Genomic DNA, 22,040 nt, shown 5'->3' on the forward strand with positions numbered 1-22,040 from the left:
CGCATGCGCCCGGTGTTCCAGGTGACGACGGACCGCGACTCGGCCGCGTGGTGGGAGCGGACCGGGCGGGGGGAGTTCGCGGTGCAGCGGTGCGAGGCCTGCGGCCGCGCGCGCTTCCCGGCCAGGACGTTCTGCGCGGCATGTCAGGCGGAGCGGTGGCACTGGGAGGCGGCCGAGCCCGAGGGGACCGTGGAGAGCTGGATCGTCAACCACCAGGCGTTCGGCACGGGCGACGGCGAGCCGTACGTGGTGGTCATGGTGCGGCCGGCCGCCGTGCCGGACTGCCTGCTGCACGGCGGGTGGCTGGCGGCCCGGGAGCCGGTGGGCGGCGAGCGGGTCAGGGGAGTGTTCACGCCGGGGGCCGGCGGGCTCACGCTCGTCGACTGGGAACCCGCCGGGGAGTGAGGGCCGCCCGCGGGGCCGTGGAGGCCGCGCAGAGGCCGCGGGACGGTCCGCGGGGGAAAGCGTGGGCAGGGAACGGAACGCGCGCCCTGGCGGGCGTGGGGGACCCGCCAGGACGCGCTTCCAGCCCCATGCGCGGCGACGCCAGGACTCCGGCGAGGGTTGGAGTCCTAGATCGATGGTTCGCGCACGGAGTCGGTGGGGGAGTGCGAGGACTCCGGATGCCGGCAACGCTCGGTCGACCTGGTCGGTACGGGACTGCCATTCCGGGTGTCCGTGCAGGTAAGACCGAACGTATGGCGGCGCACCGCGTAACGCAGTAAACGTGGTGCATCGTCTGGGTCTTGCCAGGGCAGGTATGGCGTACCCGCGTGGACCGGCAACACGGCCCTCACCCCCTCCCGGCCTTTCGATGGATTTGTACCAACGAATGGATGATGCGGCTGTCGAGGCCCTTTGGTCAAGGGGTTGTGGCCTGCTAGAACCAGATCGTCTAAATTGTTGGCACAATAAGGGGTGAAAGTGGCAAGGTCGGTGCTGTACCAGCAGGTGGCTTCCGAACTACGGAAGGCCATCTACTCCGGCGCACTCGGTCCCGGAGCGCAGCTGCCGACCGAGGCTCAGCTCATGGAGGACCATGGGGTGAGCCGCAACACCGTCCGGCTGGCTCTCGGTGAGCTGGTCAACGAGGGGCTGGTCACCCGCACCCCGCGCCGCGGCACGATCGTCCGGGATCGCCGGCCGCTGCTCATCTATCCGCAGCGAGAGCTGGAGCCACAGCCCAGCGGCGAACTGCGTGAGGCTTTCGCCTACGCCGTCACCCAGGAGGGCCGCGAGCCCAGCCAGCTCATCGAGGTGCTGACCGTCACGCCCGTCGAGGAGATCGCCAGCCGCCTGGAGCTGGCCGACGGGGAGCTCGCCGTGGTGCGCCGGCGGCTCCGCTTCGTGGACGGGCAGCCGTACAACACCAACGACTCCTACTTCCCCCGGGATTTGGTGGCCAACTCGGAAATCGCCAGGCCAGGCGACATCGCGCGAGGGGCGAACCGTGTTCTGGAGGAGCTCGGCCACGAACAAGTTCGCGTGATTGACGACATTTGGGCGCGAATGCCCAACCAAGAGGAAGCTGAACGGCTTCAATTGGAACTGGGCACGCCAGTTGTCGTGTATGTCCGAGTTGGTTACGACAGGGCTGATATGCCGGTGCGTGTCGCGGTCTCGGTGCTACCCGCCGACAAGCACTTGATCAGATACGAGCTCGATCGCCGCTAGACGAGCTCCGTTGGGGGTGATCCCGCCGGCGGCCCGCCGCGAGTAATCCGGCCTCGCAGGGCTAGGGGAGCTGCGCGTACTCCCCGAAACCTATTTATGCGCATATATGCGTACATATCGCCTTTAATCACCTATGCCGAGCTTGTGCGCCGCACCGTCATCACTGTGCGCTGCCGCTCGGACACTCACCGCATCGAAAGGGCGAACCATGCAGTCCATCACCGGCACCACGGCCCCCTTCTCCACCTCCTCCTTCGCCTCGGCCACCCTCCTGCACCCGCTGGCACTGCGCCGGGCCGACCGCTCCGACCTGCAGGGCGTGCTCACCCTCCTCGCCGACACCGCCGAGTGGCTGCACTCCAAGGGGGTGAGCCAGTGGCCCCGCGGCGGCTTCGGCCCCGAGCGCATCGAGCCGCTGATCGAGGAGCGCGTGCTGTACCTGCTGGACGACGAGCTGCGCTACCTCGACCCGGACGAGGACGTCCCCCCGGTCGCCACCATCGCCCTGGACGACCACGCCGACCCCGAGTTCTGGACGCCCGCCGACGACCCCGGCGCCGCGCTGTACGTCCACAAGCTCGCGGTGGCCCGGCCCTGGGCCGGGACCGGCCTGGGTGACGCCCTGCTGGACTGGGCGGGCGCCACGGCGTGGGCCTCCGGGCGCCGCTGGCTGCGGCTCGACTGCGCCAAGCGCAATCCGGGCCTGCAGGACTACTACCGGCGGCGCGGCTTCCACCACGTCCGCACCGCGGACCTCCCGCACCGCGCCTCGGGCGCCCTCTTCCAGCGGCCGGCGGAGGACACTCTGGTCACCGCCTTCCGCGACCTCACCCTCCCCGAGCTCATCGGCGCCTGAGGGTCTCCTCGGGCGAGCTCCGGGGCCGGGGGAGGTGTTCCGGGCGAGGTCGAATGGGGCGTAGCGGGCTTTTGGGGCTTCGCCTGCTGAAAGGGGTAGAGCACCCGATAACCTCTCCTCATGACCGGATCCCTCCTTGAGGTGATCGCGCTGGACGTGCGCGACGCCGTGGCCGCCGAGCGAGGCGGCGCCGACCGCGTCGAGGTCGTCGCCGACATGGCGGCCGACGGCCTCACCCCGGCGCCGGAGACCGTCGCCGCCATCGCGGCCGAGTGCCCGCTGCCCCAGATGGTCATGCTGCGCCTCGACGCGACGTTCACGGCCGGGCCCGAGACGCTCGACCGGCTGCGGCGCGCCGCCAAGGAACTGGCCCAGGCGGGCGCGGCCGGCTTCGTCTTCGGGTTCCTCGACGGGGACGGCGCCGTGGACCTGGCCGCCACGGAGGCGCTCATCCACGCCGTCTCGCCGCTGCCCTGGACGTTCCACCGGGCGGTGGACCACGCGGCCGACGTGCAGGCCGCCTGGCGGGCCGTGCGCCTCCTGCCGAACCTCGCGACCGTCCTCACCTCGGGCGCGCCCACCGGCGTGGCCGACGGGCTGCCGGTGCTCAAGAGCCGCGCCGAGGCGGGCGACGGCTCGATCATCCTCGCCGGGGGCGGGCTCAAGGCGCCGCACGTGCCGGCCCTGCTCGACTACGGCGTGCGCGCCTTCCACGTCGGCTCGGCCGTACGGGAGAGCTGGTCGGAGCCCGTCGACTGGCGGCTCGTCCAGCGGTGGCGCGCCCTCGTCGACCGCGACTGACCAGGCCGGAGGGACCGCGACCGGCCAGGCCGGGGGTACCGCGACCGGCCGGGCCGAGGGTCAGGACAGGGCGGAGTCCGCGCGGGCCAGGGCCGTCGCGAGCGTCCTGATCGTGGCGGGCTCGTCCATGACCCCGCCACCGGCCGCGCGCCGCTCCTCCCAGGCCCGCACCCGCTCCCGGTACGCGTCGTACGTCGCCAGATGGAAGGCGTACACCGTCGCGAACCGGCTCACCAGGTGCGAGGGGTGCATGTCCCACCCCTGGTGGAACCCGTGGGCCAGCGAGTGCCGCACCAGCTCCGCGTGCCGCCGCCACAGCGCCCGCACGTCCGCCGCCGACTCCGAGGCGGGCGAGGCCGCCAGCGACCCGTCCGACAGCTCCACCGCCGTCCCCGCGAACGCCGTCTGCATGACGTGCCGCGCGTGATCGCACGCCGGGTGGTCGAGCCGCTGCTCGCGCGGGGGCAGGCCGATCGCCGCCGTGTAGTCGAACACCCCGAAGTGCGCGGCCGCCAGCCTGCCGTCCAGCCGCTCCGCGAGGTCGCCCCGCAGGAACGGCAGCGTCTGCGGCGCCTCCACCTGCGCCTCGAAGCGCAGCCGCACCTCGGCCCCGCCGCCGAGCCCGCGCTCCAGCCCGCGTTCGAGCCGGGCCAGCAGGTCGGCGAACTCCACCAGGTACTCCTCCATCAGCACCTTGGGAAAAGTCACCACGAACCCGGGCGGAAGCTCGCCGCACCGCTCCGCCACCTCGGTGAGGAAGCCGTCCAGCGTGCGCGCCGCCCGCGCCGGGTCGCCGTCGGCGAACGACCTGACCCGCAGCCCCCAGCGCCGCGGCAGCGTCCCCGCCGCCCGCATCCGCGCGACCGCCTCGGCGGCCCGCACGGCGTCCGCGTCCTCCTCCTCGCCGGGCCGCGCGCCGTAGCCGTCCTCGAAGTCGATCCGCAGGTCCTCGACCGGCTCGCGGCCGAGCTTGCGCAGCACCCGCTCATGTACGGCCGGCGCCAGCGCCTCCGGCACCCCGAACACGTCCGCGACCTCGGCTGGACCGGCCAGGTGCGCCCGCGCCAGGGCCAGGGCGCGCCCGCCCCAGTCCGCGACCGTGCCGGCGTCGAACCGGTCGGCCGGCACGTACACCGTGTGCACCGGCTGCCACCCCGGCCGCCAGGCCGGGTCGGCGCCGGGATAGCGCGCCCGCTGGGTCCGCAGGGCCTCCTCGAATCCGGACAGCGGCACGTCTCCCATGGTCACCCGCATGTCCTGCACCCTAGCCGCACCCGGCCGGCGCCGATCAGGGACGGCAGGCGCGCAGCATGGCCTCCAGCCCGGGCAGCTTGACCCGCTCGCCGCGGCCGAGCGTGCGGCCCAGCTCGGCCTCGGCCGCCTCGATGGCCAGCCACTCCTCGTAGGTGACCGGCCGCACCCCGCGCTCGGACAGCAGCGTGTCGAGGTCGGTCTTCAGCTCGTGCTCGTGGCCCGCGAGGTCGGCCAGCAGCGTGCGGACGGTCTCGGCGGCGTCGGACTTGTTCGTGCCGATCACCCCGGTCGGCCCGCGCTTGAGCCAGCCCGCCACGTACTCCCGTTCGCGGACCCGCCCGGCCTCGTTCGGCACGGTCATGGTCTCCATCGAGAACGGCACGTCCGCCAGCGGCACGCTCTGGTAGCCGACGGAGCGCAGCACCATCCCGACCGGCAGCGTCTCGAACTCGCCGGTGCCCCGCACGCGCCCCTCCGGCGTCAGGCGGGTGCGTTCGAGCCGCAGCCCCTCGACCCGGCCGGTGCCGAGGATCTCCACCGGCCGCAGCCAGAAGCGCACGTCCAGGCGGCGCGGGCGCCCTTGGGGGGCCCGTTCCGACCACGACCGCAGCACCTCGATGTTGCCCCGCACCTGGCGCGGGTGGTCGCCGCCGAGCACGACCGCCTCCTCCGGGCGCACGCACACGTCGGCGTTGGCCAGCTCCCCCAGCTCGCGCAGCTCCTTGAGGGTGAACTTGGCGTGCTCCGGCCCGCGCCGGCCGATCATGTGGATGGCCTTGACCTGGCTGGCCCGCAGGCGTTCGAGCACCTCGTGCGGCACGTCCGTCGCGCTCAGCTCGGCGGACGTCTTGGCCAGGATCCGCACCACGTCCACGGCCACGTTGCCGACGCCGATGACCGCCACCTCGGAGCTGTCGAGGGAGAACCGGCCGGCGTCCACGTCGGGGTGGCCGCAGTACCAGTTCACGAAGTCGGTGGCCGCGACGCTGCCCGGCAGGTCCTCGCCGGGGATGCCGAGCCGCCGGTCCACCATGGCGCCCGTGGCGTACACGACGGCGTCGTAGGCGCTCAGCAGGTCGCTCACGGACACGTCGGCGCCGAGCGTGACGCCGCCGAGGAAGCGCACCTGCGGCAGCTCCAGCACCCGCCGCAGGTAGCCGGCGATGGACTTGATCGAGGTGTGGTCGGGCGCGACGCCGTACCTGACCAGCCCGTACGGCGTGGGCAGCCGTTCGAGCACGTCGATCTCGACCGGCTCCGACGACTGCTTGACCAGGGCTTCGGCCGTGTAGATCCCGGCGGGACCCGATCCGATGACCGCCACGCGCAACGCCACGTCGCCTCCCTGCGACGGCGACTGCGCGGCACGGGCACGTCGTCCGGCCGGCATCGCCGCCTCGTGGCGATTGTTACCCGGCCGGGCGCCTATGACAGCCTCTTTTCGGGCTCGGAGTCCTCCCGTGTCGCGCGGGCCCGCAGGGCCAGCTTGTCGATCTTGCCGTTGGCGTTGGCGGGAAGGGCGTCCACCACGACGATCCGCTTCGGCACCTTGTAGTTGGACATGTTCTCCCTCGCCCAGGCCAGCAGCGCCGCCGCGTCCACGTCGGCGCCGGGGCGCGGCACGACGTACGCGCGGCCCGCCTCGCCGGAGACGGGGTCCGGCACCCCGACCACGGCGGCCTGCGCCAGCGATCCCTCGCGCAGCAGCAGCGACTCGACCTCGGCGGGCGAGACGTTGAAGCCGTTGACGATGTAGAGCTCCTTCTTGCGGTCCACGATCGCGAGGTTGCCCGCCTCGTCGAGCACGCCGACGTCGCCCGTGTGCAGCCACCCGTCCCCGTCGACCACCTCGGCGGTCCGCTCCGGCTCGTCCCAGTAGCCGCGCATCACGCCGTAGCCGCGTTGCAGGATCTCCCCCCGCTCGCCGGCCGCGACGTCCTTGCCCGCGTCGTCCACGATCCTGACCTCGATGCCGGGCACCGTCCGCCCGGTGGTGGCGGCGACCACCTCGACCGGGTCGCCGGCCCGCGTCATGGAGACGACCGTGCCCTCCATCAGTCCGTACGCGTTGATCACGCGTTCCACGCCGACCTGCTCGACCAGCCGGGTGATGAGCGGCGGCGGCACGGCCGCGGCCCCGCAGATGGCCACGCGCAGCGACGAGACGTCCCACGCGCCCCGGTCCAGCTCGTCCAGCAGCCGGTGGAACAGCGTGGGCGGGCCGGCCAGGACGCTGATCCGGCCGGAGGAGACCAGCTCCATCAGCCCGTCGGGCGTGAACACCGGGATCGGCAGCATCGTGGCGCGCCGCAGCACGCAGGCGAGCAGCCCGGCGTTCAGCCCGAAGCCGTGGCTGAACGGCGCGATGACCGGGTAGCGGTCGTCCTCGCGCAGGGTGACGATCTCGGCCCAGTCCCAGTAGCCGCGCAGCACCTGGGCGTGGTCCAGCATGACGCCCTTCGGCGTGCCGGTGGTGCCGGAGGTGGACATGATCTCGCACAGGTCGTCCGGGCGTACGGCCAGCGCCCGCTCCCAGGCGGCGTCCGGCGCGACCTCCTCGCCCCGTTCCCGCAGCTCGGCTGCCGTGAGCCGCCCGGGACCCGAGAGGGAGGGGGCGGGGACCACCGCGTGGAGCAGGCCGGTCCCCGGCGGCAGGAGGTCCGCCAGGACCGTGCGCCCCGCCCCCTCGCCCGTGATCAGCACCCGGGCGCCGGTCTTGCGGATCATCGCCGCCGCCTCCAGCCCCTTGGCCCGGGAGGACAGCGGCACGACCACCGCGCCGGCACACCAGACGCCGAAGGCGTGGACCACCCACGACGGGTCGTTCACGCCCCACAGCGCGACCCGGTCGCCCGGCCCGACGCCGAGGGCCATCAGGCCCCGCGCCACCCGCGTGGCCTCGCCGAGCAGGTCCGCCATGCTCAGGCGCGTCGCCTCGCCGGCCACGACGATCGCGTCCGGGTGGCGGGCGGCCTGGTCGCGCAGCATGCGGGGGATCGTCCCCCAGCCGGGCACCGGTTCCACGGCTCTCGCGCCTCCAAGAGGGGTCGGGTCACGAGCTGCTGAGGTGCTGCTGAGGGGCCGCGGGGTTCAGGTCACGAGGGCCCTGTCGCGGCCGAGGTGGTGACCGCGCAGGTCGTTCACCATGCCGGGGGCGGACGTCTCGGCGACCTCGGGCGCGATCTCCACCTGGAGCGCGATCGGCGTCAGGGCCCGCATGGACTCCTGGAGGCGCGAGCGCCACATCGGGTTGCCCACGAGGCTCGGCCGGTTGAAGGTCACGGTCAGCACCGCCGCGTCGAGGGTGCCCTGCCTGCTGACGCCGAGCTCCCAGCGCGCCACCCCGTCGATCTTGGCGAGGGTGCGGCCGATGCGCGGCAGCGACAGCCACACCCCGCGTACCAGGACGTGATCGCCCACGGTGTGCGCCGGCGCGGGGATCGCGCCCGCGGGGGAGACCGCGGCGGCGCCGTCCGGGCGTCCCGGCGCTGGTGACCCGTCCGCCGGGCCGCGTACCACCTGCCCGGTGCGCAGCACGGCGTCGCCGAGCGAGGAGTGGCCGGCCGGTGTGATCACCAGCTCGGCCGGGCCGGCGGCCTCCGGCGTCAGGTCGTCCTTGCCGAGCGAGGCGAGCCGCAGCAGGCCGTCGGCGAGCGGCGTGAGCGGCGCGTCCTCCGACGCCCGCCAGGCCAGGGCGCCGCCGCTGAACGGGCTGGAGTACACCTCGTGGACCTCGGCGTCGAACTCGCCCGCGAGGTGGCCGAGGGTCCGCTTCGAGGCGATCTCGCCGGTGAGCACGATGTGGCGCAGCCCGAGGTCGAGCGGGTCGAGCAGGAACTCCAGGTGGAGGCGGGCCAGGAAGTCCATGGCGCCGGTGGGGGTGGCGACCAGCGTGGTGGCCCCGAGCGCCGACAGGGCGTGGTGCAGGCGCATCCGGCCGCGCGGTCCCACCGCGGCCGCGGCGGCGGCCACCCGGGCGGCGGCCGAGGCCCACAGCGCGCCCGCCGGCTCGGCCAGCGCGACCACGACCCGGTCACGCCCGCCCACCCCGGCCGCGCGCAGCGCGGCGGCGGTCCGCTCCTCCTCCGCCGCGCGGTCGGCGGGGGTGAGGGGGTACGCGGCGGAGACGTCGGGGGAGACGTGGAGCAGCCCGCCCGCGGAGGCCGCCGCCGCGCCGAGGTCGTCGCGCGTCAGCCACCGGTACGGCCCCGCGCCCGGGTCCTGGGCCGCGCCGGGGTCCTGGGCCGCGCCGGGGTCCTGGGCCGCGCCCGGTTCCTGCGTCGCGCCCGGTTCCTGCGTCGCGCCCGGGGTGGCCGTCATGACGCCACCTCGGTCATGAAGCGCCGCATGGACGCGCACACGTGCTCGTGGGCGAGGCCGCCGACCTGGCACTGGAGGATGAGATCCGTGGCGCCCGCCTCCGCGATGCGGGCCAGCGCCTTGCGCGACCCCTCCACGTCGTCCACCACGACCATCAGGTGCTCCCGCAACGTCGCCATCGCCTCCTCCGGCGGCATCCCGGCGGCGAGCTGGCCGAGCACCCGGTGGGTGGCGTGCCGGGCGTCGTAGTAGTCGGGCGGGGTGACCAGGTTGACCTGGCGGCGGATGTACCAGAGCACGGCGTCGGCGGCCGTGGCCGCGGCCTCGTCCCGGGTGGCGCCGACGAACCAGGGGATCATCAGGGCCACCCGCCGCGTCGCCGGGTCGAAGCCGGCCTCCTCCAGCGCCTCGCGGTAGCGCGCGATGTCGGTGGCCACGTCGTCGATGCCCTTGAGCATGGTCATGCCGAGCAGGTTGTAGCCGTGCCGGGCCGCGGCGAGGTAGCCCTCCAGCGACGTGGAGGCCACCCAGACCGGCGGGTGCGGCACCTGCGCGGGACGCGGGTAGACGGCCACGTCGGGGATCTCGAAGAACTCGTTGGAGCGGCTGACCGGCTCGCCGTCGGCCTGCCAGATGGCCAGTGTCGCCTCCAGGCAGTCCTCCCAGATCTGGCGCGACTTCTCGAACGGCCGCTGGAACGCCTGGTACTCCAGAGGGGAGGCGCCCCGGCCGGTGCCGAACTCCACCCGGCCACCGCTGAGCACGTCCAGCGTGGCGACCCGTTCGGCCGTCCGGATGGGCGACTGGAACGGCAGCAGCACGACGCCGAGCCCGAGGTGGATGCGCTCGGTCCGCTGCGAGGCGGCCGCGAGCACGAGATCGGGGGCCGAGGAGTGCGAGAAGCCGCGGGTGAAGTGGTGCTCCACGAACCACGCGGTGTCGAATCCCAGCCGGTCGCCGAGCACGACCTGCTCGATCACGTTCTGGAACGCCTGCTGCTCGACCTCGCGGGTGCGCCCGCGGACCTCCAGTTCGTACCCCAGGCTGATCCGTAGGGACGTCATCGCGCCTCCGGCGAAAGTAGTAAACCAAGCGCTCGCTTGGTAGAGACTATCAGCGGGAAACCCTTGCGGGAAGGGCGCCGTCGCGATCAAAGTGGATGCTCGTGAGGCGAAAGCACGCGCTGCGGCGGGCGAAGGACGAGGACGACCTCACCTCCGCCGGGGCGCGCCGCTACGAAGCCCTGGGCCGCGTCATGGCGGCTCTCGCGACGGAGGCCGACTTCATCGAGTCCTGCCGCGACCTCACCTGGTGGCGGGGCTCCGACGAGAGCTGGCACCTCGAATGGCGCGACGGGCCGTTCGCGTCCGAGGCGGCCGCCCTGCTCGCCGAGCGGCTGGCCGCGCCGGGCGCCGTCACCGCCGCCGGTCCGGGCAGCGGGGGGTCGGCCGTGCTCGACGTCATGGGCGTCCGGTTCGAGCTGCACGCCATCGACCCCATGGGGGCCGACCGCGTACGCGCCAGGCCGGGCTTCTGGCGGCTGGCCGAGGCGCTCGACACCACGCGCCGCACCAACACCCGCCACCCCTGGGAGGAGCTCCTGGGCGGCTGAGCGGCCCCGCCGCCGCGCGGTTCCGCCCGCGCGGTTCCACCCGCGCGGTTCTATCCGAGGACGCGGGCGGCCAGGCGCGCGCGGTGCGCCTGCGGGGGCCCGAAGAGCTGCGCGTCCGACGTGGCCCGCTTGAAGTAGCGGTGCGCGGGGTGCTCCCACGTGACGCCGATGCCGCCGTGGATCTGGATGTTCTCGCCGGCGGCCGTCAGGTACGCCTCCGAGCAGTACGAGCCGGCGATCGCGGCCGCGTCCTCCAGGTCCGCCGCCTCGGCCCCGGCCGCGCCGAGGGCCGCCGACCGGGCCGACTCCACCAGCAGCAGCAGGTCGGCGAGCTTGTGCTTGACGGCCTGGAAGGAGCCGATCGGCCGGCCGAACTGGTGGCGCGCCCCGGCGTGGGCCGTGGCCATCTCCAGGCAGCGCGCCGCCCCGCCCGTCTGCTCGGCCGCCAGGGCGGCGACGCCGAGGTCGCGCACCCGGGTCCAGCCCGAGCCGTCGCCGGCCGGGCGTACCGGGACGCGTTCGAAGGTCAGCTCCTCCAGCGGACGGCTCTCGTCCATGGTCCGGTGCGGCGCGCGGCGCGTCGGCTCCGCCTCCACGAGCAGCCCGCCGGCGTACACGAGCACCAGGTCGCCCGCCGGCGCGTACGGCACGACGCCTGACAGCAGCCCGTCCTCCAGGAGCAGGTCGCCGTCGCCGGGCAGCGCCACGGTCGCGCTGCGCTCCCCGCCCGCCAGGACGGGCAGCAGCCGGGCCGTCGCGGCCGCGTCGCCGCCCGCCTTGACCGCCTCGACGGCGAGCACCGCGGTCTGCAGGAACGGATGCGGCGACAGCGCCCTGCCCAGTTCCTCTGCCACCGCCGCGACCTCGGCCGGTCCGCACCCGGCCCCGCCGTACTCCTCCGGGACGGCGAGCCCCGCGACGCCCAGCTCCCCGGCGAACATCCCCCAGGAGGCGCCGGGCCGGTCGGCCAGGTAGGAGCGGACCACGTCGCGGAGCTCGTCGGTGACCGTCACGCCGGAGAGCCTACCAAGCGATTGCTTGATATGCCCGGACTTGGGAAGCTTTGCGCTTTTTGTACATCCGCATCACCGGATTGTGGTCGTCCCTCCCGAAGGTCCCGGGGAGGTATGAGCGGGGATGGACATGAAGAAACCGGCGATCGAGTACGCGGACTTCGCCGAGTACGACCGGCGGCAGCGCGGCATCGAGCGGCACGTGCTGACGGCCTTCATCGGGGGACTGGTCGTCGGCCTCGTCGGCATGTTCGTGTCCGGCAGCGGGCCGGCCTGGTGCGTGCGCCTCTACGACCCCTACGCCTACCTGGCCCTGGCCATCGCGCTGGGCGTGACCGCGCAGGGATTCGGCTGGGCGGCGCTGAGCACGTTCCTCGCCGCCGTGTCCACGCTGGTCGCGGCCATGGGGGCGAGCGCGGTCCACGGCCGCGACTTCACCTTCGACGTCGTCGGCGGCAGCCTGGCCGGGCTCAACTGGATCCTGTTCATGCTGGTCGGCCTCGGCCTGCTCGGCTACGTCGCGCGCCGGCGGGACCACTGGGGCGACCTCGCGGCGGGCGCCGTCGGCGCGGCGCTGCTCGCCGACGTGATAGACCGCTCCACGCCCGGCTTCATCGCCACCGAGCAGGCGTTCTGGCCGGTCACCGCCATCGTGGTGGGCGGCCTGACCATCGGGCTGGTGCTCGGGCTGCGCCGGACCCTCGCCGGGCGGCTGCGCGCGCTCGCGGTCTCGGCCGTGCTCGCGACCCTGGTCGCCCTCGCCCTCGTGAACACGATGTGGGGCGGCCTCTGGATCGGCACCTGATGGGCGCCTGATGGGCGCCTGATCGTCTCCTGATCGGCGCCTGTATGCGCCGACGAGCGCGAATATGCTGAGCGACCCCCTCCCCCGAGTCGATAGCCTGTAATCCTCCACATCCGGCCCGAGCAAGGAGTAGCCGTGTCGCTGCGCATGTCGTCGTTGTTTCTTCGCACCCTGCGGGACGACCCGGCAGACGCGGAAGTGCCGAGCCACAAGCTCCTCGTCCGCGCCGGCTACGTCCGCCGCGTGGCGCCCGGCATCTACTCGTGGCTGCCCCTCGGCAAGCTGGTCCTGGAGAACGTCACCCGGATCGTCCGCGAGGAGATGAACCGGATGGGCGGCCAGGAGGTGCTGTTCCCCGCCCTGCTGCCCCGCGAGTACTACGAGTCCACCGGCCGCTGGACCGAGTACGGCGACCTGCTGTTCCGGCTGCAGGACCGCAAGGGCGCCGACTACCTCCTGGGTCCCACCCACGAGGAGCTCTTCACCGACATGGTGAAGGGCGAGTACAGCTCCTACAAGGACTACCCGGTCACGCTGTACCAGATCCAGACCAAGTACCGTGACGAGGCCCGTCCCCGCGCCGGCATCCTGCGCGGCCGCGAGTTCCTCATGAAGGACTCCTACTCCTTCGACCTCGACGACGACGGTCTCAAGCACTCCTACGAGCAGCACCGCGAGACCTACATCCGGACCTTCGACCGGCTCGGCATCAGCTACAAGATCGTGTTCGCCACGTCGGGCGCGATGGGCGGCTCGGCCTCCGAGGAGTTCCTGGCCCCCACCCCCACGGGCGAGGACACCTTCGTCGCCTGCCACTCCTGCGGCTACGCCGCCAACGCCGAGGCCGTCACCACCACGGCGCCCGCCGCCCGCCCGATCGAGGACAACGAGCCGCTGCGGGTCCTCGACACCCCCGACACCCCGACCATCGAGACCCTGGTCTCGTACGTCAACGAGCACCACGGCCTGTCCGTCACCGCCGCCGACACGCTCAAGAACGTCGTCGTCAAGGTGACCACCCCCGGCTCCGACAAGGTCGAGACCCTGATCATCGGCGTGCCCGGCGACCGCGAGGTCGACTTCAAGCGCCTGGAGGCGGCGCTCGCGCCCGGCGAGCCGGCGATCTTCGAGGCCGAGGACTTCGCCAGGCACCCCGGCCTCGTCCGCGGCTACATCGGCCCGCAGGTCCTGCGCGACCTCGGCATCCGCTACCTCGTCGACCCGCGCGTCGTCACCGGCAGCGCCTGGGTGACCGGCGCCAACGAGCCCGGCCGGCACGCCGCCCACGTCGTGGCGGGCCGCGACTTCGTGCCCGACGGCACCATCGAGGCCGCCGAGGTGCGCGCCGGCGACGCCTGCCCCCGGTGCGGCTCCGCGCTGTCCATCGACCGCGGCATCGAGATCGGCCACATCTTCCAGCTCGGCCGAAAGTACGCCGACGCCGCCGGGCTCGACGCGCTCGGCCCCGACGGCAAGCCCATCCGCATCACCATGGGCTCCTACGGCATCGGCGTCTCCCGCGCGGTCGCCGTCCTGGCCGAGCAGCTCCACGACGGGCTCGGCCTGGTGTGGCCGCGCGAGGTCGCGCCCGCCGACGTGCACATCGTCGGCACGGGCAAGGAGAACCAGATCGAGGCCGCCCTGGAGCTGGCCGCCGAGCTGGAGTCCCGCGGCCTGCGCGTCCTCGTGGACGACCGGGCCGGGGTGTCGCCCGGCGTGAAGTTCAAGGACGCGGAGCTGCTGGGCATGCCGACCATCGTCGTGGTGGGCCGCGGGCTCACCCAGGGCGTGGTGGAGCTGCGCGACCGGGTCTCGGGCGAGAAGGCGGAGATCCCGCTCGCCGAGGCCGCCGACCGCATCACCGCGGCCTGCCGCGCCTGACGGACCGCTCACCCGGCCTCCACGGCCGCCGTGAGACCCTCCGGGCGTCTCGGGACGCATAGGGGCTCCGGCGCCGCCGTACGCCGTCTCAGGCCCTCTGGCGCTCGTTCAGAGGGCCTGAGCACGTTCAGAGGGCCCGAGTACATCCGGAGGGCGGACCACGCCCAGAGCGCCGGACCACGCCCAGAGCGCCGGACCACGCCCAGAAGCCGGATCACGGCGCCGGAGCCTCCCGCGGGCCCCGGCGCCGTCGCGTGCCGGCCCGGGCGCGCCGCGTTCGCGCGTTCTCGCCGGGACCGGGCGCGGCAGGAGGCGGCTCCCGAAGTGCCGAGTGGGACACACCTGCGAGTCCGGAGCGAGGCGACCCCACAGGCGGGCACCACAGAGCCGGGAGCAGGGCGACCTCGGGCCGGGAGCGGGGCGACTTCAGTGGGCGTCGGCATCACGAGGGCGGAAGTGAGGCGACCGCGAGGAGTGAAGCTCCGGCACGATCCAGCGCCCGCCGTGATCCCGAGGGGGGCGGCACCACGTGGTCGGGCGCGGGGAGACGTCAGCTCGGCAGGAGGGCGCATCCGCGGGCGGGAGGGCGCATCCGCGCCGTCCGCGCCCCGGACGGGCGCTCGCGACCTAGCCGCCCGTGGGCGCTGACGGCGACGCGGGCGAGGACGCGGGGGACGCGGCGCCCGGCATCCCGGGGAAGGCCGTCCCGACGGCCGGCCGGAACGCGTACGAGCGAGCCACCGCCTCCTGCATGGCCAGCGCCGCGTACTTGCGCAGCGCCGCGTCGTCGGCGGCGACCAGTTCCAGGTAGGCGGCCGTCATGCCGGTCTCGATCTGCACCGCGAGGCGCACGGCGTCGGCGGGCGCGGACGGGACGAGGGGCAGGGAGTAGGACGCCTCGGCCTCGGCGGGCCGCCCGCCCCGGGCGATGATGAGCGTACGGAGCTGGTCGCGGCGGGCGCGATGCGCGTCGAACGCCCGCGCGGCCTTGGAACGCAGCGTCCCGGTGGTGCGCGCGCCGATCAGCCCGTACGCGAAGACGGCGGCGTGCTCGGCGGCCAGCGCCTTGCCGAGCCTCTCGACGTCACCGCTCACGACGACCTCCTCGTCTCACAGGCACCTCGGCGAGGACATCCGGCAGGAACGGCCGCAGGCCTTCTCACAGTGACGGCTACAGGGCGCCCTGCAGCGACGACTCCGGAGCGCCCCACAGCGACAACTCCGGGGGGCCCGGCAGCGACGACTCCAGAGCGTCCGACGGTTACGACGGGGCGCCCGGCAGCGACGACTCCAGGGCGTCCCAAGGCGACGACAGGGGGTCCTGCGGCGACGACGGGGCGCCTTACGGCGACGACTACGGGGCGTCCCACGGCGACGACTACGGGGCGTCCCACGGCGACGACTACGGGGCGTCCCACGGCGACGGCTGGGCGCCTCAGGGCGACGGCTAGAGGAAGACCCGCAGCGACGACCGCGAAGCGGCTCGCGGCGATCGCCACAGGGCGGCTCGCGGAAACAGCCGCAGCGCGGCTCGCGGCGGGTGCTGGAGGACGTCCGGCAGCGACAAGCGCAGACCGTCTCGCGCGGCCCCCGCCGCAAGGCCGGGCGTGGATCTCGGCGGCGCGGCTCACAGGGACCTCGGCAGGGCCAGGGCGTGGGCCGCCTCGCAGGCGCCGATGCTGGCGACGAGCTGCGCCATCGAGGGCGCGATCCCCGACAGCCGGCGGACGCGCTGGGCGGCCGCCCTGCGCTCCGTCTCGCGCAGCGACGACAGCGACACCTTGGCCGCCCCGGCCGTGGGAGCGCCCGGCGACGCGGCGCCGGAGGAGGGGGTGCCCGAGGGCGGTGCGGTGCCGGTGCCGGGCGCGGGGGAGGCCGCGGCCGGGAAGCGGCGGCGCAGCTCCGCCAGGTGCGCCTGGTGCCGGTCGCGGAACGGCGCCAGTTCGCCGGCCCCCTTGCCGATCAGCACGCCGTACAGGCCGATGACGCGTTCCTTGTCGGCGATCAGCTCTCGCGCGAGCACCAGCTCCGGCGGCTCGGCCGGCGCAGCCGCCGGCCGGTCGCCGTCCTCGCCGCTGCACCCGGTGAGCGCCACCACGGCCGTTCCGCCCGCCAGCACGGCTCGCCGGGAGAGGGAAGGGCCCACGGAAAGGAACCTCCAGGACGCGGACGTACGCAGCCCCATGGGCCACGGCTGGACGTGAGGAGCCCGCCGGGCGGGACGGGACCAGGCCGGTCCTGCGCGCCGCGGACGGGACGCGAGTAGCCCTCCGGACTACGGACGCACGTAGCATCGTACGGGCTCGCGACCCTGCCCGCCGTCAAGCGAGGCCCACGGTCGGTCATCGGCGGGGCCCACGATCCCTCCTCGGTGACGCTCACGGTGCGGTATCGGTGACGCCCGCGGTATCGGTGACGCCCGCGGTATCGGCGACGCCCGCGGTCTGTGATCGGCGACGCCCGCGGTCCGTCCTGGCCGCGTCCTCACGCCGCCGCTCCGGCCGCGCCTTCCCGGGGGCCCGTGACGGCGCCGCCGCCCCCGGCTCGTACGCTCGGCCGTGCGCAGGGTGCGTCCACGCCGACTGGCGCTCTTTGGACGCCCTCCTACAGATAGGGTGTCAACTGTCGTCGCTGGCTGAGCGGCCAGGCGACGGAGAGCCACGAGAGCCAGAGGCGAGGTCCGCCCGGCTGAGACATGACAATAGGGGAGGTCGATATGGGCAGCGCGTCACCCCGCGACCACCTGATGAAGCTCCTTGAGCCCGTCGTCAGCGCGGAGGGCCTCGATCTGGAGGACGTCACGGTCACACAGGCGGGCAGGCGCCGCCTGCTGCGCGTGATCGTCGACCGCGACGGAGGGGTGAGCCTCGACGACGTCGCCGACGTCAGCCAGGCCGTCTCCGCGGCTCTCGACGACGCCGACGTGATGGGGCAGTCGGCCTACACGCTGGAGGTCTCCTCGCCGGGCGTCGACCGCCCGCTGACCGAGCCGCGCCACTGGCGGCGCGCCGCGAAGCGGCTGGTGAAGGCGGAGCTGCGTGACGGGACCGTGGTGGAGGGCAGAGTGCGCTCCGCCGACGACGGCGGAGTCGACCTCGAGGTCGACGGCACGGTCCGCCGGCTCGACTATCAGGACCTGGCCCGCGGACGGGTGCAGGTGGAGTTCCGCCGGTTCGACGACGACGACGCGGACGACGCGTACGCGGACGTCGACGATGACGGCGACGAGGGCTAAGGGGGGAGCCTCGTGGACATCGACATGAGCGTCCTGCGCAGCCTGGAGAGGGAGAAGGACATCTCCTTCGACCTGGTCGTCAAGGCCATCGAGGACGCGCTGCTGATCGCGTACTTCCGTACGGAGGGCGCGGCGCCCAAGGCGCGCGCCGAGCTCGACCGCACGAGCGGGCACGTCACGATCTGGGCGGCCGAGCTGGACGAGGACGGCGAGATCGTCCGCGAGTTCGACGACACTCCGGGCAACTTCAGCCGGATCGCGGCGACGACCGCCAAGCAGGTCATCCTGCAGCAGCTGCGCGACGCCGAGGACGAGATCAATTTCGGCGAGTTCGCCAGCCGCGAGGGCGAGCTGGTCTCGGGCGTGATCCAGCAGGGCAAGGACCCGCGCGTGGTGCTGGTCGACCTCGGCAAGATCGAGGCCGTCCTGCCGCACAACGAGCAGGTGCCCGGCGAGGACTACGTGCACGGCGAGCGCATCCGCGCCTACGTGGTGCAGGTGAAGAAGGGTCACAAGGGCCCCTCGGTCACGCTGTCGCGCACGCATCCTGGCCTGGTCAAGAAGCTGTTCGCGCTGGAGGTGCCGGAGATCGCCGACGGCACCGTGGAGATCGCCGCGGTCGCCCGCGAGGCCGGGCACCGCACCAAGATCGCCGTCAGGTCGCGCAAGCCCGGCGTCAACGCCAAGGGCGCCTGCATCGGCCCCATGGGGTCACGGGTGCGCAACGTGATGACCGAGCTGCACGGCGAGAAGATCGACATCATCGACTGGTCGGAAGATCCCGGGGAGTTCGTCGGGAATGCCCTGTCGCCCGCGCGTGTTTCCCACGTCGAGGTCCTCGATCTCGACGGGCGGGTGGCCCGGGTGACCGTGCCTGACTACCAGCTTTCGCTGGCGATCGGCAAAGAGGGGCAGAACGCCCGGCTTGCCGCCAGGCTCACGGGATGGCGGATTGACATCCGTCCTGACACCCAGGCCGAGGATGCCGCCGGTTCCGTAGATGCGTCGACACGGTAAGCTGGAATATGGTGGCCAGGCGGGTCCGCAGCGCACCTGTGTGGGTTGCAGGGTTCGCACGGCCAAGTCCGAGCTGCTCCGCTTGGTGCGGGTCGAGGATCATGTGGTCCCTGACCTGCGAGGACGGCTTCCTGGCCGGGGGGCTTCACTGCACCCGGCCATGAGTTGTCTCGAGCTTGCCGAGCGTCGCCGAGCGTTTCCGCGCGCGTTCCGCGTGCCGGGGCCGCTCGACGCATCGCGCGTGCGAGCGCACCTGGACAGGGAGGACCACGACATGTCATGTAGGACGCCGAGTTGATGGGGCGGAGTCAGATTGCTATGAGCGCCTGATGAGCACGCGGCGATGAAGACGTCAAGGTAGCGACGGTCCGGACGGCACAGCCAGCCTCCCGGGCCGAGTAAGGGAGTGCAGTGGCGAAGGTCCGGGTATACGAGCTCGCTAAGGAGTTCGGAGTCGAGAGCAAGGTCGTCATGGCCAAGCTCCAGGAGATGGGGGAGTTCGTCCGTTCGGCGTCCTCCACCATCGAGGCGCCGGTGGTCCGGCGGCTCACCGAAGCTTTGGGCGCATCCAAGGGTGGGTCCTCCAGGGGCGGCGGTTCGTCGTCCAAGCCGCAGCCGCCAAGGGCTGCTCCCCGGCCGGCCGAAGGCCAGGCCGGCAACGGCGTCGCCGAGGCGCCGGCCCCCACGGCCCCGCGTCCGGGTCCTGGCCCCAGGCCGGGTCCGCGTCCGGGTCCCGCGGGCGGCACGCCTCGCCCGCCGGTTCCCATGCCTCACCAGCAGCAGCAGCCGGAGGCTGCGCGCGGCGAGACGTCCGGCGCTCCGCAGGCGCGCTTCGAGTCGGGCACGCGCCCGACCCCGGGCCCGCGTCCGGGCCCCGCGGCCCGTCCCGGTCCCAAGCCGGGTCCGGCGCCGCGTCCCGGCGCCTCGGGCGGCGGCGCCCCGGGCGCCCCGCGTCCCGGCGCTCCGGCCGGCTCCGCCGGTGGCGGTCCGCGTCCCGGCCCCGGTCCCAAGCCGGGTCCGCGTGGTCCCCGTCCGGGCAACAACCCGTTCTCGTCCAACGCCAGCGGCATGGGTCAGGCCCGTCCGCCGCGTCCGGGCGGCCCGCGTGAGGGCGGCACCGGTCCGCGTGAGCGTCGTGACGGGCCGCCGCGTGACGGCGCGATGCCGCGTCCGCCGCAGAGCCGCGGCGAGGGCAGGCCGGCTCCCGGTCCGCGTCCGGGTCCGCCCGGCGCCGCCGGTCCGCGTCCGGGCCCCGGTGCGGGTGGTCCGCGTCCCGGTGGTCCGCGTCCCAACCCGATGATGATGCCGCAGGGCCGTCCCGCCGGTCCCGGTGGCGGCGGTGGCGGCGGTGGCCGTCCCGGTGGTCCCGGGGGTCGTCCCGGCGGTGGCGGCGGTGGCCGTCCCGGCGGCGGTGGCGGTCGTCCTGGTGGCGGCGGCGGTGGTTTCGCCGGTCGTCCTGGTGGCGGCGGTGGCCGTCCCGGCACGACCACGGGTGGTCCCGGCGGTGGCGGCGGCGGTTTCGCCGGTCGTCCCGGTGGCGGTGGCCGCGGTCGCGGTGGCGGCACGGCCGGTGCCTTCGGGCGTCCCGGTGGCCGTCCGGCGCGTGGCCGCAAGTCCAAGCGTCAGAGGCGCCAGGAGTTCGACAACATGTCGGCGCCGGCGATCGGCGGCGTGCAGGTCGCTCGTGGCAACGGCGCGACGATCCGCCTTCCGCGCGGCGCGTCGCTGTCCGACTTCGCCGACCGCATCGGCGCCAACCCCGCCTCGCTCGTGCAGATCATGCTGCACCTCGGCGAGATGGTGACGGCGACGCAGTCGGTCAACGAGGAGACCCTGCAGGCGCTCGGCGTCGAGCTCGACTACAACATCCAGATCGTCAGCCCGGAGGAGGAGGACCGCGAGCTTCTCGAGGCCTTCGACATCGAGTTCGGCGAGGACGAGGGCGACGAGGCCGACCTGGCCGCCCGTCCGCCGGTCGTGACCGTCATGGGTCACGTCGACCACGGTAAGACGAAGCTGCTCGACGCCATCCGCAAGACCAACGTGGTGGCGCGCGAGGCGGGTGGCATCACCCAGCACATCGGCGCCTACCAGGTCGCGACGGAGCACGAGGGCCAGGAGCGCAAGGTCACCTTCATCGACACCCCGGGTCACGAGGCGTTCACCGCCATGCGTGCCCGAGGCGCGAAGTCCACGGACATCGCGGTGCTGGTGGTCGCGGCCGACGACGGCGTGAAGCCGCAGACGATCGAGGCGCTCAACCACGCCCAGGCGGCCGACGTGCCGATCGTGGTCGCGGTCAACAAGGTCGACAAGGAGGGCGCCGACCCCAACAAGGTCCGGGCCCAGCTCACCGAGTACGGCCTGGTGGCCGAGGAGTACGGTGGCTCGACGCTGTTCGTCGACATCTCGGCGAAGAACGGCACGGGCATCGAGAACCTCCTCGAGGCGATCCTGCTGACCGCGGACGCCGAGCTCGACCTGCGGGCCAACCCGACGATGGACGCCCAGGGCATCGCGATCGAGGCGCACCTCGACAAGGGCCGCGGCCCTGTCGCGACCGTCCTGGTCCAGCGCGGCACGCTGCGCGTCGGCGACTCGATCGTCTGTGGCGAGGCCTTCGGCCGCGTCCGGGCGATGCTCGACGACAACGGCGACGCGGTCGAGGAGGCCACGCCGTCCCGTCCGGTCCTGGTGATGGGTCTGACGGCCGTGCCGAGCGCCGGTGACAACTTCATCGTCGTCACCGACGACCGGATGGCCCGCCAGATCGCCCAGCAGCGCGCGGCGCGCAAGCGCAGCGCCGACATGGCGAAGTCGAGCCGTCGCCGTACCCTCGAGGAGCTGTTCAGCGACCTCGAGAAGGGCCGCGTCGACGAGCTCAAGCTCATCATCAAGGGTGACGTGTCCGGCTCGGTGGAGGCCCTGGAAGACGCCCTGCTCAAGATCGACGTCGGCGACGAGGTCAGGCTCCGTGTCCTGCACCGCGCCGTCGGCGCCATCACCGAGTACGACGTCAACCTGGCCGTCGCCGACGACAACGCGGTCATCATCGGCTTCAACGTCCGGCCTGAGCCCCGGGCGCGCGACCTGGCCGAGCGCGAGGGCGTCGACATCCGCTACTACTCGGTCATCTACCAGGCGATCGAGGAGATCGAGGCGGCGCTCAAGGGCATGCTCAAGCCCGAGTTCGAAGAGGTCCAGATGGGCACGGCGGAGGTCCGCGAGGTCTTCAAGGTGCCGAAGATCGGCAACGTCGCCGGTTCGCTGGTCCGCTCCGGTCTGATCGTGCGCAACAGCAAGGCCCGGATCATCCGCGACGGCGTCGTCGTGGCGGACAACCTCACCGTCTCGTCGCTGCGTCGCTTCAAGGACGACGCGACCGAGGTCCGCGAGGGCTTCGAGTGCGGTATCGGTGTCGGCTACAACGACATCAGGATCGACGACGTCATCGAGACGTTCGAGATGCGGGAGAAGCCGCGCGCGTAGACACGCGGCCGGGCGCTCGGCGGACCATCCGCCGAGCGCCTCTCGCACGCCCGGGCCTGGTCCCCACCGCAGCAGGCCCGGGG

General features: G+C 73.4%; 19 protein-coding genes. 11 read left to right on the forward strand and 8 right to left on the reverse strand.

The features are described from left to right. Window positions 1–3 precede the first annotated feature (3 nt). The 4 genes from HTZ77_RS36405 (at window position 4) to HTZ77_RS36420 (ending at window position 3,331) form a co-directional block, all read left to right on the forward strand. The gene (locus HTZ77_RS36405; protein ID WP_175594296.1) at window positions 4–405 is read left to right on the forward strand and encodes a Zn-ribbon domain-containing OB-fold protein; all 402 of its coding nucleotides are present in this window, start codon (window positions 4–6) and stop codon (window positions 403–405) included. A 531-nt stretch (window positions 406–936) separates the two neighbouring features. Then, a complete protein-coding gene (locus HTZ77_RS36410; RefSeq protein WP_328808976.1) occupies window positions 937–1,674 on the forward strand; it encodes a GntR family transcriptional regulator in 738 nt (245 codons plus the stop codon). A 208-nt stretch (window positions 1,675–1,882) separates the two neighbouring features. Beyond that, the gene (locus tag HTZ77_RS36415; RefSeq protein ID WP_205304411.1) at window positions 1,883–2,530 is read left to right on the forward strand and encodes a GNAT family N-acetyltransferase; all 648 of its coding nucleotides are present in this window, start codon (window positions 1,883–1,885) and stop codon (window positions 2,528–2,530) included. A 120-nt stretch (window positions 2,531–2,650) separates the two neighbouring features. After that, entirely contained in the window at window positions 2,651–3,331 is a 681-nt protein-coding gene (locus HTZ77_RS36420) for a copper homeostasis protein CutC (RefSeq protein ID WP_175594298.1), read from the forward strand. 60 nt (window positions 3,332–3,391) lie between these two features. Here HTZ77_RS36420 and HTZ77_RS36425 read toward each other — a convergent pair whose 3' ends face one another. The 5 genes from HTZ77_RS36425 to HTZ77_RS36445 all read right to left on the reverse strand — a co-directional run bounded on the left by HTZ77_RS36425 (window position 3,392) and on the right by HTZ77_RS36445 (window position 9,969). Continuing rightward, entirely contained in the window at window positions 3,392–4,585 is a 1,194-nt protein-coding gene (locus HTZ77_RS36425; protein ID WP_175594299.1) for a DUF6986 family protein, read from the reverse strand. Between the two features lie 34 nt (window positions 4,586–4,619). Further along, window positions 4,620–5,975: an FAD-dependent oxidoreductase gene (locus HTZ77_RS36430; protein ID WP_175594300.1), complete on the reverse strand. Its 1,356-nt coding sequence runs from the start codon at window positions 5,973–5,975 to the stop codon at window positions 4,620–4,622. Between the two features lie 35 nt (window positions 5,976–6,010). Then, on the reverse strand, window positions 6,011–7,609 hold the full coding sequence (locus tag HTZ77_RS36435; protein ID WP_328808978.1) for an AMP-binding protein: 1,599 nt from the start codon (window positions 7,607–7,609) through the stop codon (window positions 6,011–6,013). Between the two features lie 66 nt (window positions 7,610–7,675). Further along, entirely contained in the window at window positions 7,676–8,905 is a 1,230-nt protein-coding gene (locus tag HTZ77_RS36440; RefSeq protein WP_235995664.1) for a hypothetical protein, read from the reverse strand. Then, window positions 8,902–9,969: an LLM class flavin-dependent oxidoreductase gene (locus tag HTZ77_RS36445; protein WP_175594301.1), complete on the reverse strand. Its 1,068-nt coding sequence runs from the start codon at window positions 9,967–9,969 to the stop codon at window positions 8,902–8,904. The genes HTZ77_RS36440 and HTZ77_RS36445 overlap by 4 nt, the downstream gene beginning before the upstream one ends. Window positions 9,970–10,064: 95 nt before the next feature. Here HTZ77_RS36445 and HTZ77_RS36450 point away from each other — a divergent pair, with 95 nt between their 5' ends. Next, entirely contained in the window at window positions 10,065–10,517 is a 453-nt protein-coding gene (locus tag HTZ77_RS36450; RefSeq protein ID WP_175594302.1) for a hypothetical protein, read from the forward strand. A 50-nt stretch (window positions 10,518–10,567) separates the two neighbouring features. Here HTZ77_RS36450 and HTZ77_RS36455 read toward each other — a convergent pair whose 3' ends face one another. After that, window positions 10,568–11,530 carry an acyl-CoA dehydrogenase family protein gene (locus HTZ77_RS36455; protein WP_328808979.1) on the reverse strand — a complete coding sequence of 321 codons (963 nt, stop codon included), beginning with the start codon at window positions 11,528–11,530 and terminating at the stop codon, window positions 10,568–10,570. Between the two features lie 124 nt (window positions 11,531–11,654). Between HTZ77_RS36455 and HTZ77_RS36460 the strand changes: the two genes are divergently transcribed. Both HTZ77_RS36460 and HTZ77_RS36465 read left to right on the forward strand, forming a co-directional pair. After that, the gene (locus HTZ77_RS36460; RefSeq protein ID WP_175594303.1) at window positions 11,655–12,335 is read left to right on the forward strand and encodes a hypothetical protein; all 681 of its coding nucleotides are present in this window, start codon (window positions 11,655–11,657) and stop codon (window positions 12,333–12,335) included. A gap of 135 nt (window positions 12,336–12,470) precedes the next feature. Then, window positions 12,471–14,216 carry a proline--tRNA ligase gene (locus tag HTZ77_RS36465; protein WP_175594304.1) on the forward strand — a complete coding sequence of 582 codons (1,746 nt, stop codon included), beginning with the start codon at window positions 12,471–12,473 and terminating at the stop codon, window positions 14,214–14,216. Between the two features lie 627 nt (window positions 14,217–14,843). Here HTZ77_RS36465 and HTZ77_RS36470 read toward each other — a convergent pair. Together HTZ77_RS36470 and HTZ77_RS36475 are read right to left on the reverse strand one after the other, a co-directional pair. Continuing rightward, a complete protein-coding gene (locus HTZ77_RS36470) occupies window positions 14,844–15,311 on the reverse strand; it encodes a ferritin-like domain-containing protein (protein WP_175594305.1) in 468 nt (155 codons plus the stop codon). Between the two features lie 532 nt (window positions 15,312–15,843). After that, the gene (locus tag HTZ77_RS36475; RefSeq protein WP_175594306.1) at window positions 15,844–16,362 is read right to left on the reverse strand and encodes a hypothetical protein; all 519 of its coding nucleotides are present in this window, start codon (window positions 16,360–16,362) and stop codon (window positions 15,844–15,846) included. Between the two features lie 570 nt (window positions 16,363–16,932). On the opposite strand from HTZ77_RS36475, the gene rimP reads away from it, so the two are divergent. The 4 genes from rimP (at window position 16,933) to infB (ending at window position 21,957) form a co-directional block, all read left to right on the forward strand. After that, on the forward strand, window positions 16,933–17,451 hold the full coding sequence (rimP, locus tag HTZ77_RS36480; RefSeq protein ID WP_175594307.1) for a ribosome maturation factor RimP: 519 nt from the start codon (window positions 16,933–16,935) through the stop codon (window positions 17,449–17,451). A gap of 12 nt (window positions 17,452–17,463) precedes the next feature. Continuing rightward, a complete protein-coding gene (nusA, locus tag HTZ77_RS36485; protein ID WP_328808980.1) occupies window positions 17,464–18,468 on the forward strand; it encodes a transcription termination factor NusA in 1,005 nt (334 codons plus the stop codon). Beyond that, complete coding sequence (locus tag HTZ77_RS36490; RefSeq protein WP_175594308.1) at window positions 18,452–18,766, forward strand: YlxR family protein; 315 nt, start codon at window positions 18,452–18,454, stop codon at window positions 18,764–18,766. Before nusA ends, HTZ77_RS36490 begins: the two co-directional genes overlap by 17 nt. A 113-nt stretch (window positions 18,767–18,879) precedes the next feature. Next, window positions 18,880–21,957 (forward strand): translation initiation factor IF-2, encoded by a 3,078-nt coding sequence (infB, locus tag HTZ77_RS36495; protein ID WP_175594309.1) that lies wholly within the window; start codon window positions 18,880–18,882, stop codon window positions 21,955–21,957. The last annotated feature ends 83 nt before the right edge of the window (window positions 21,958–22,040 follow it).

The organism is Nonomuraea montanisoli, assembly GCF_013363975.1.
In the GTDB taxonomy this organism is placed as follows: Bacteria; Actinomycetota; Actinomycetes; order Streptosporangiales; family Streptosporangiaceae; genus Nonomuraea; species Nonomuraea montanisoli.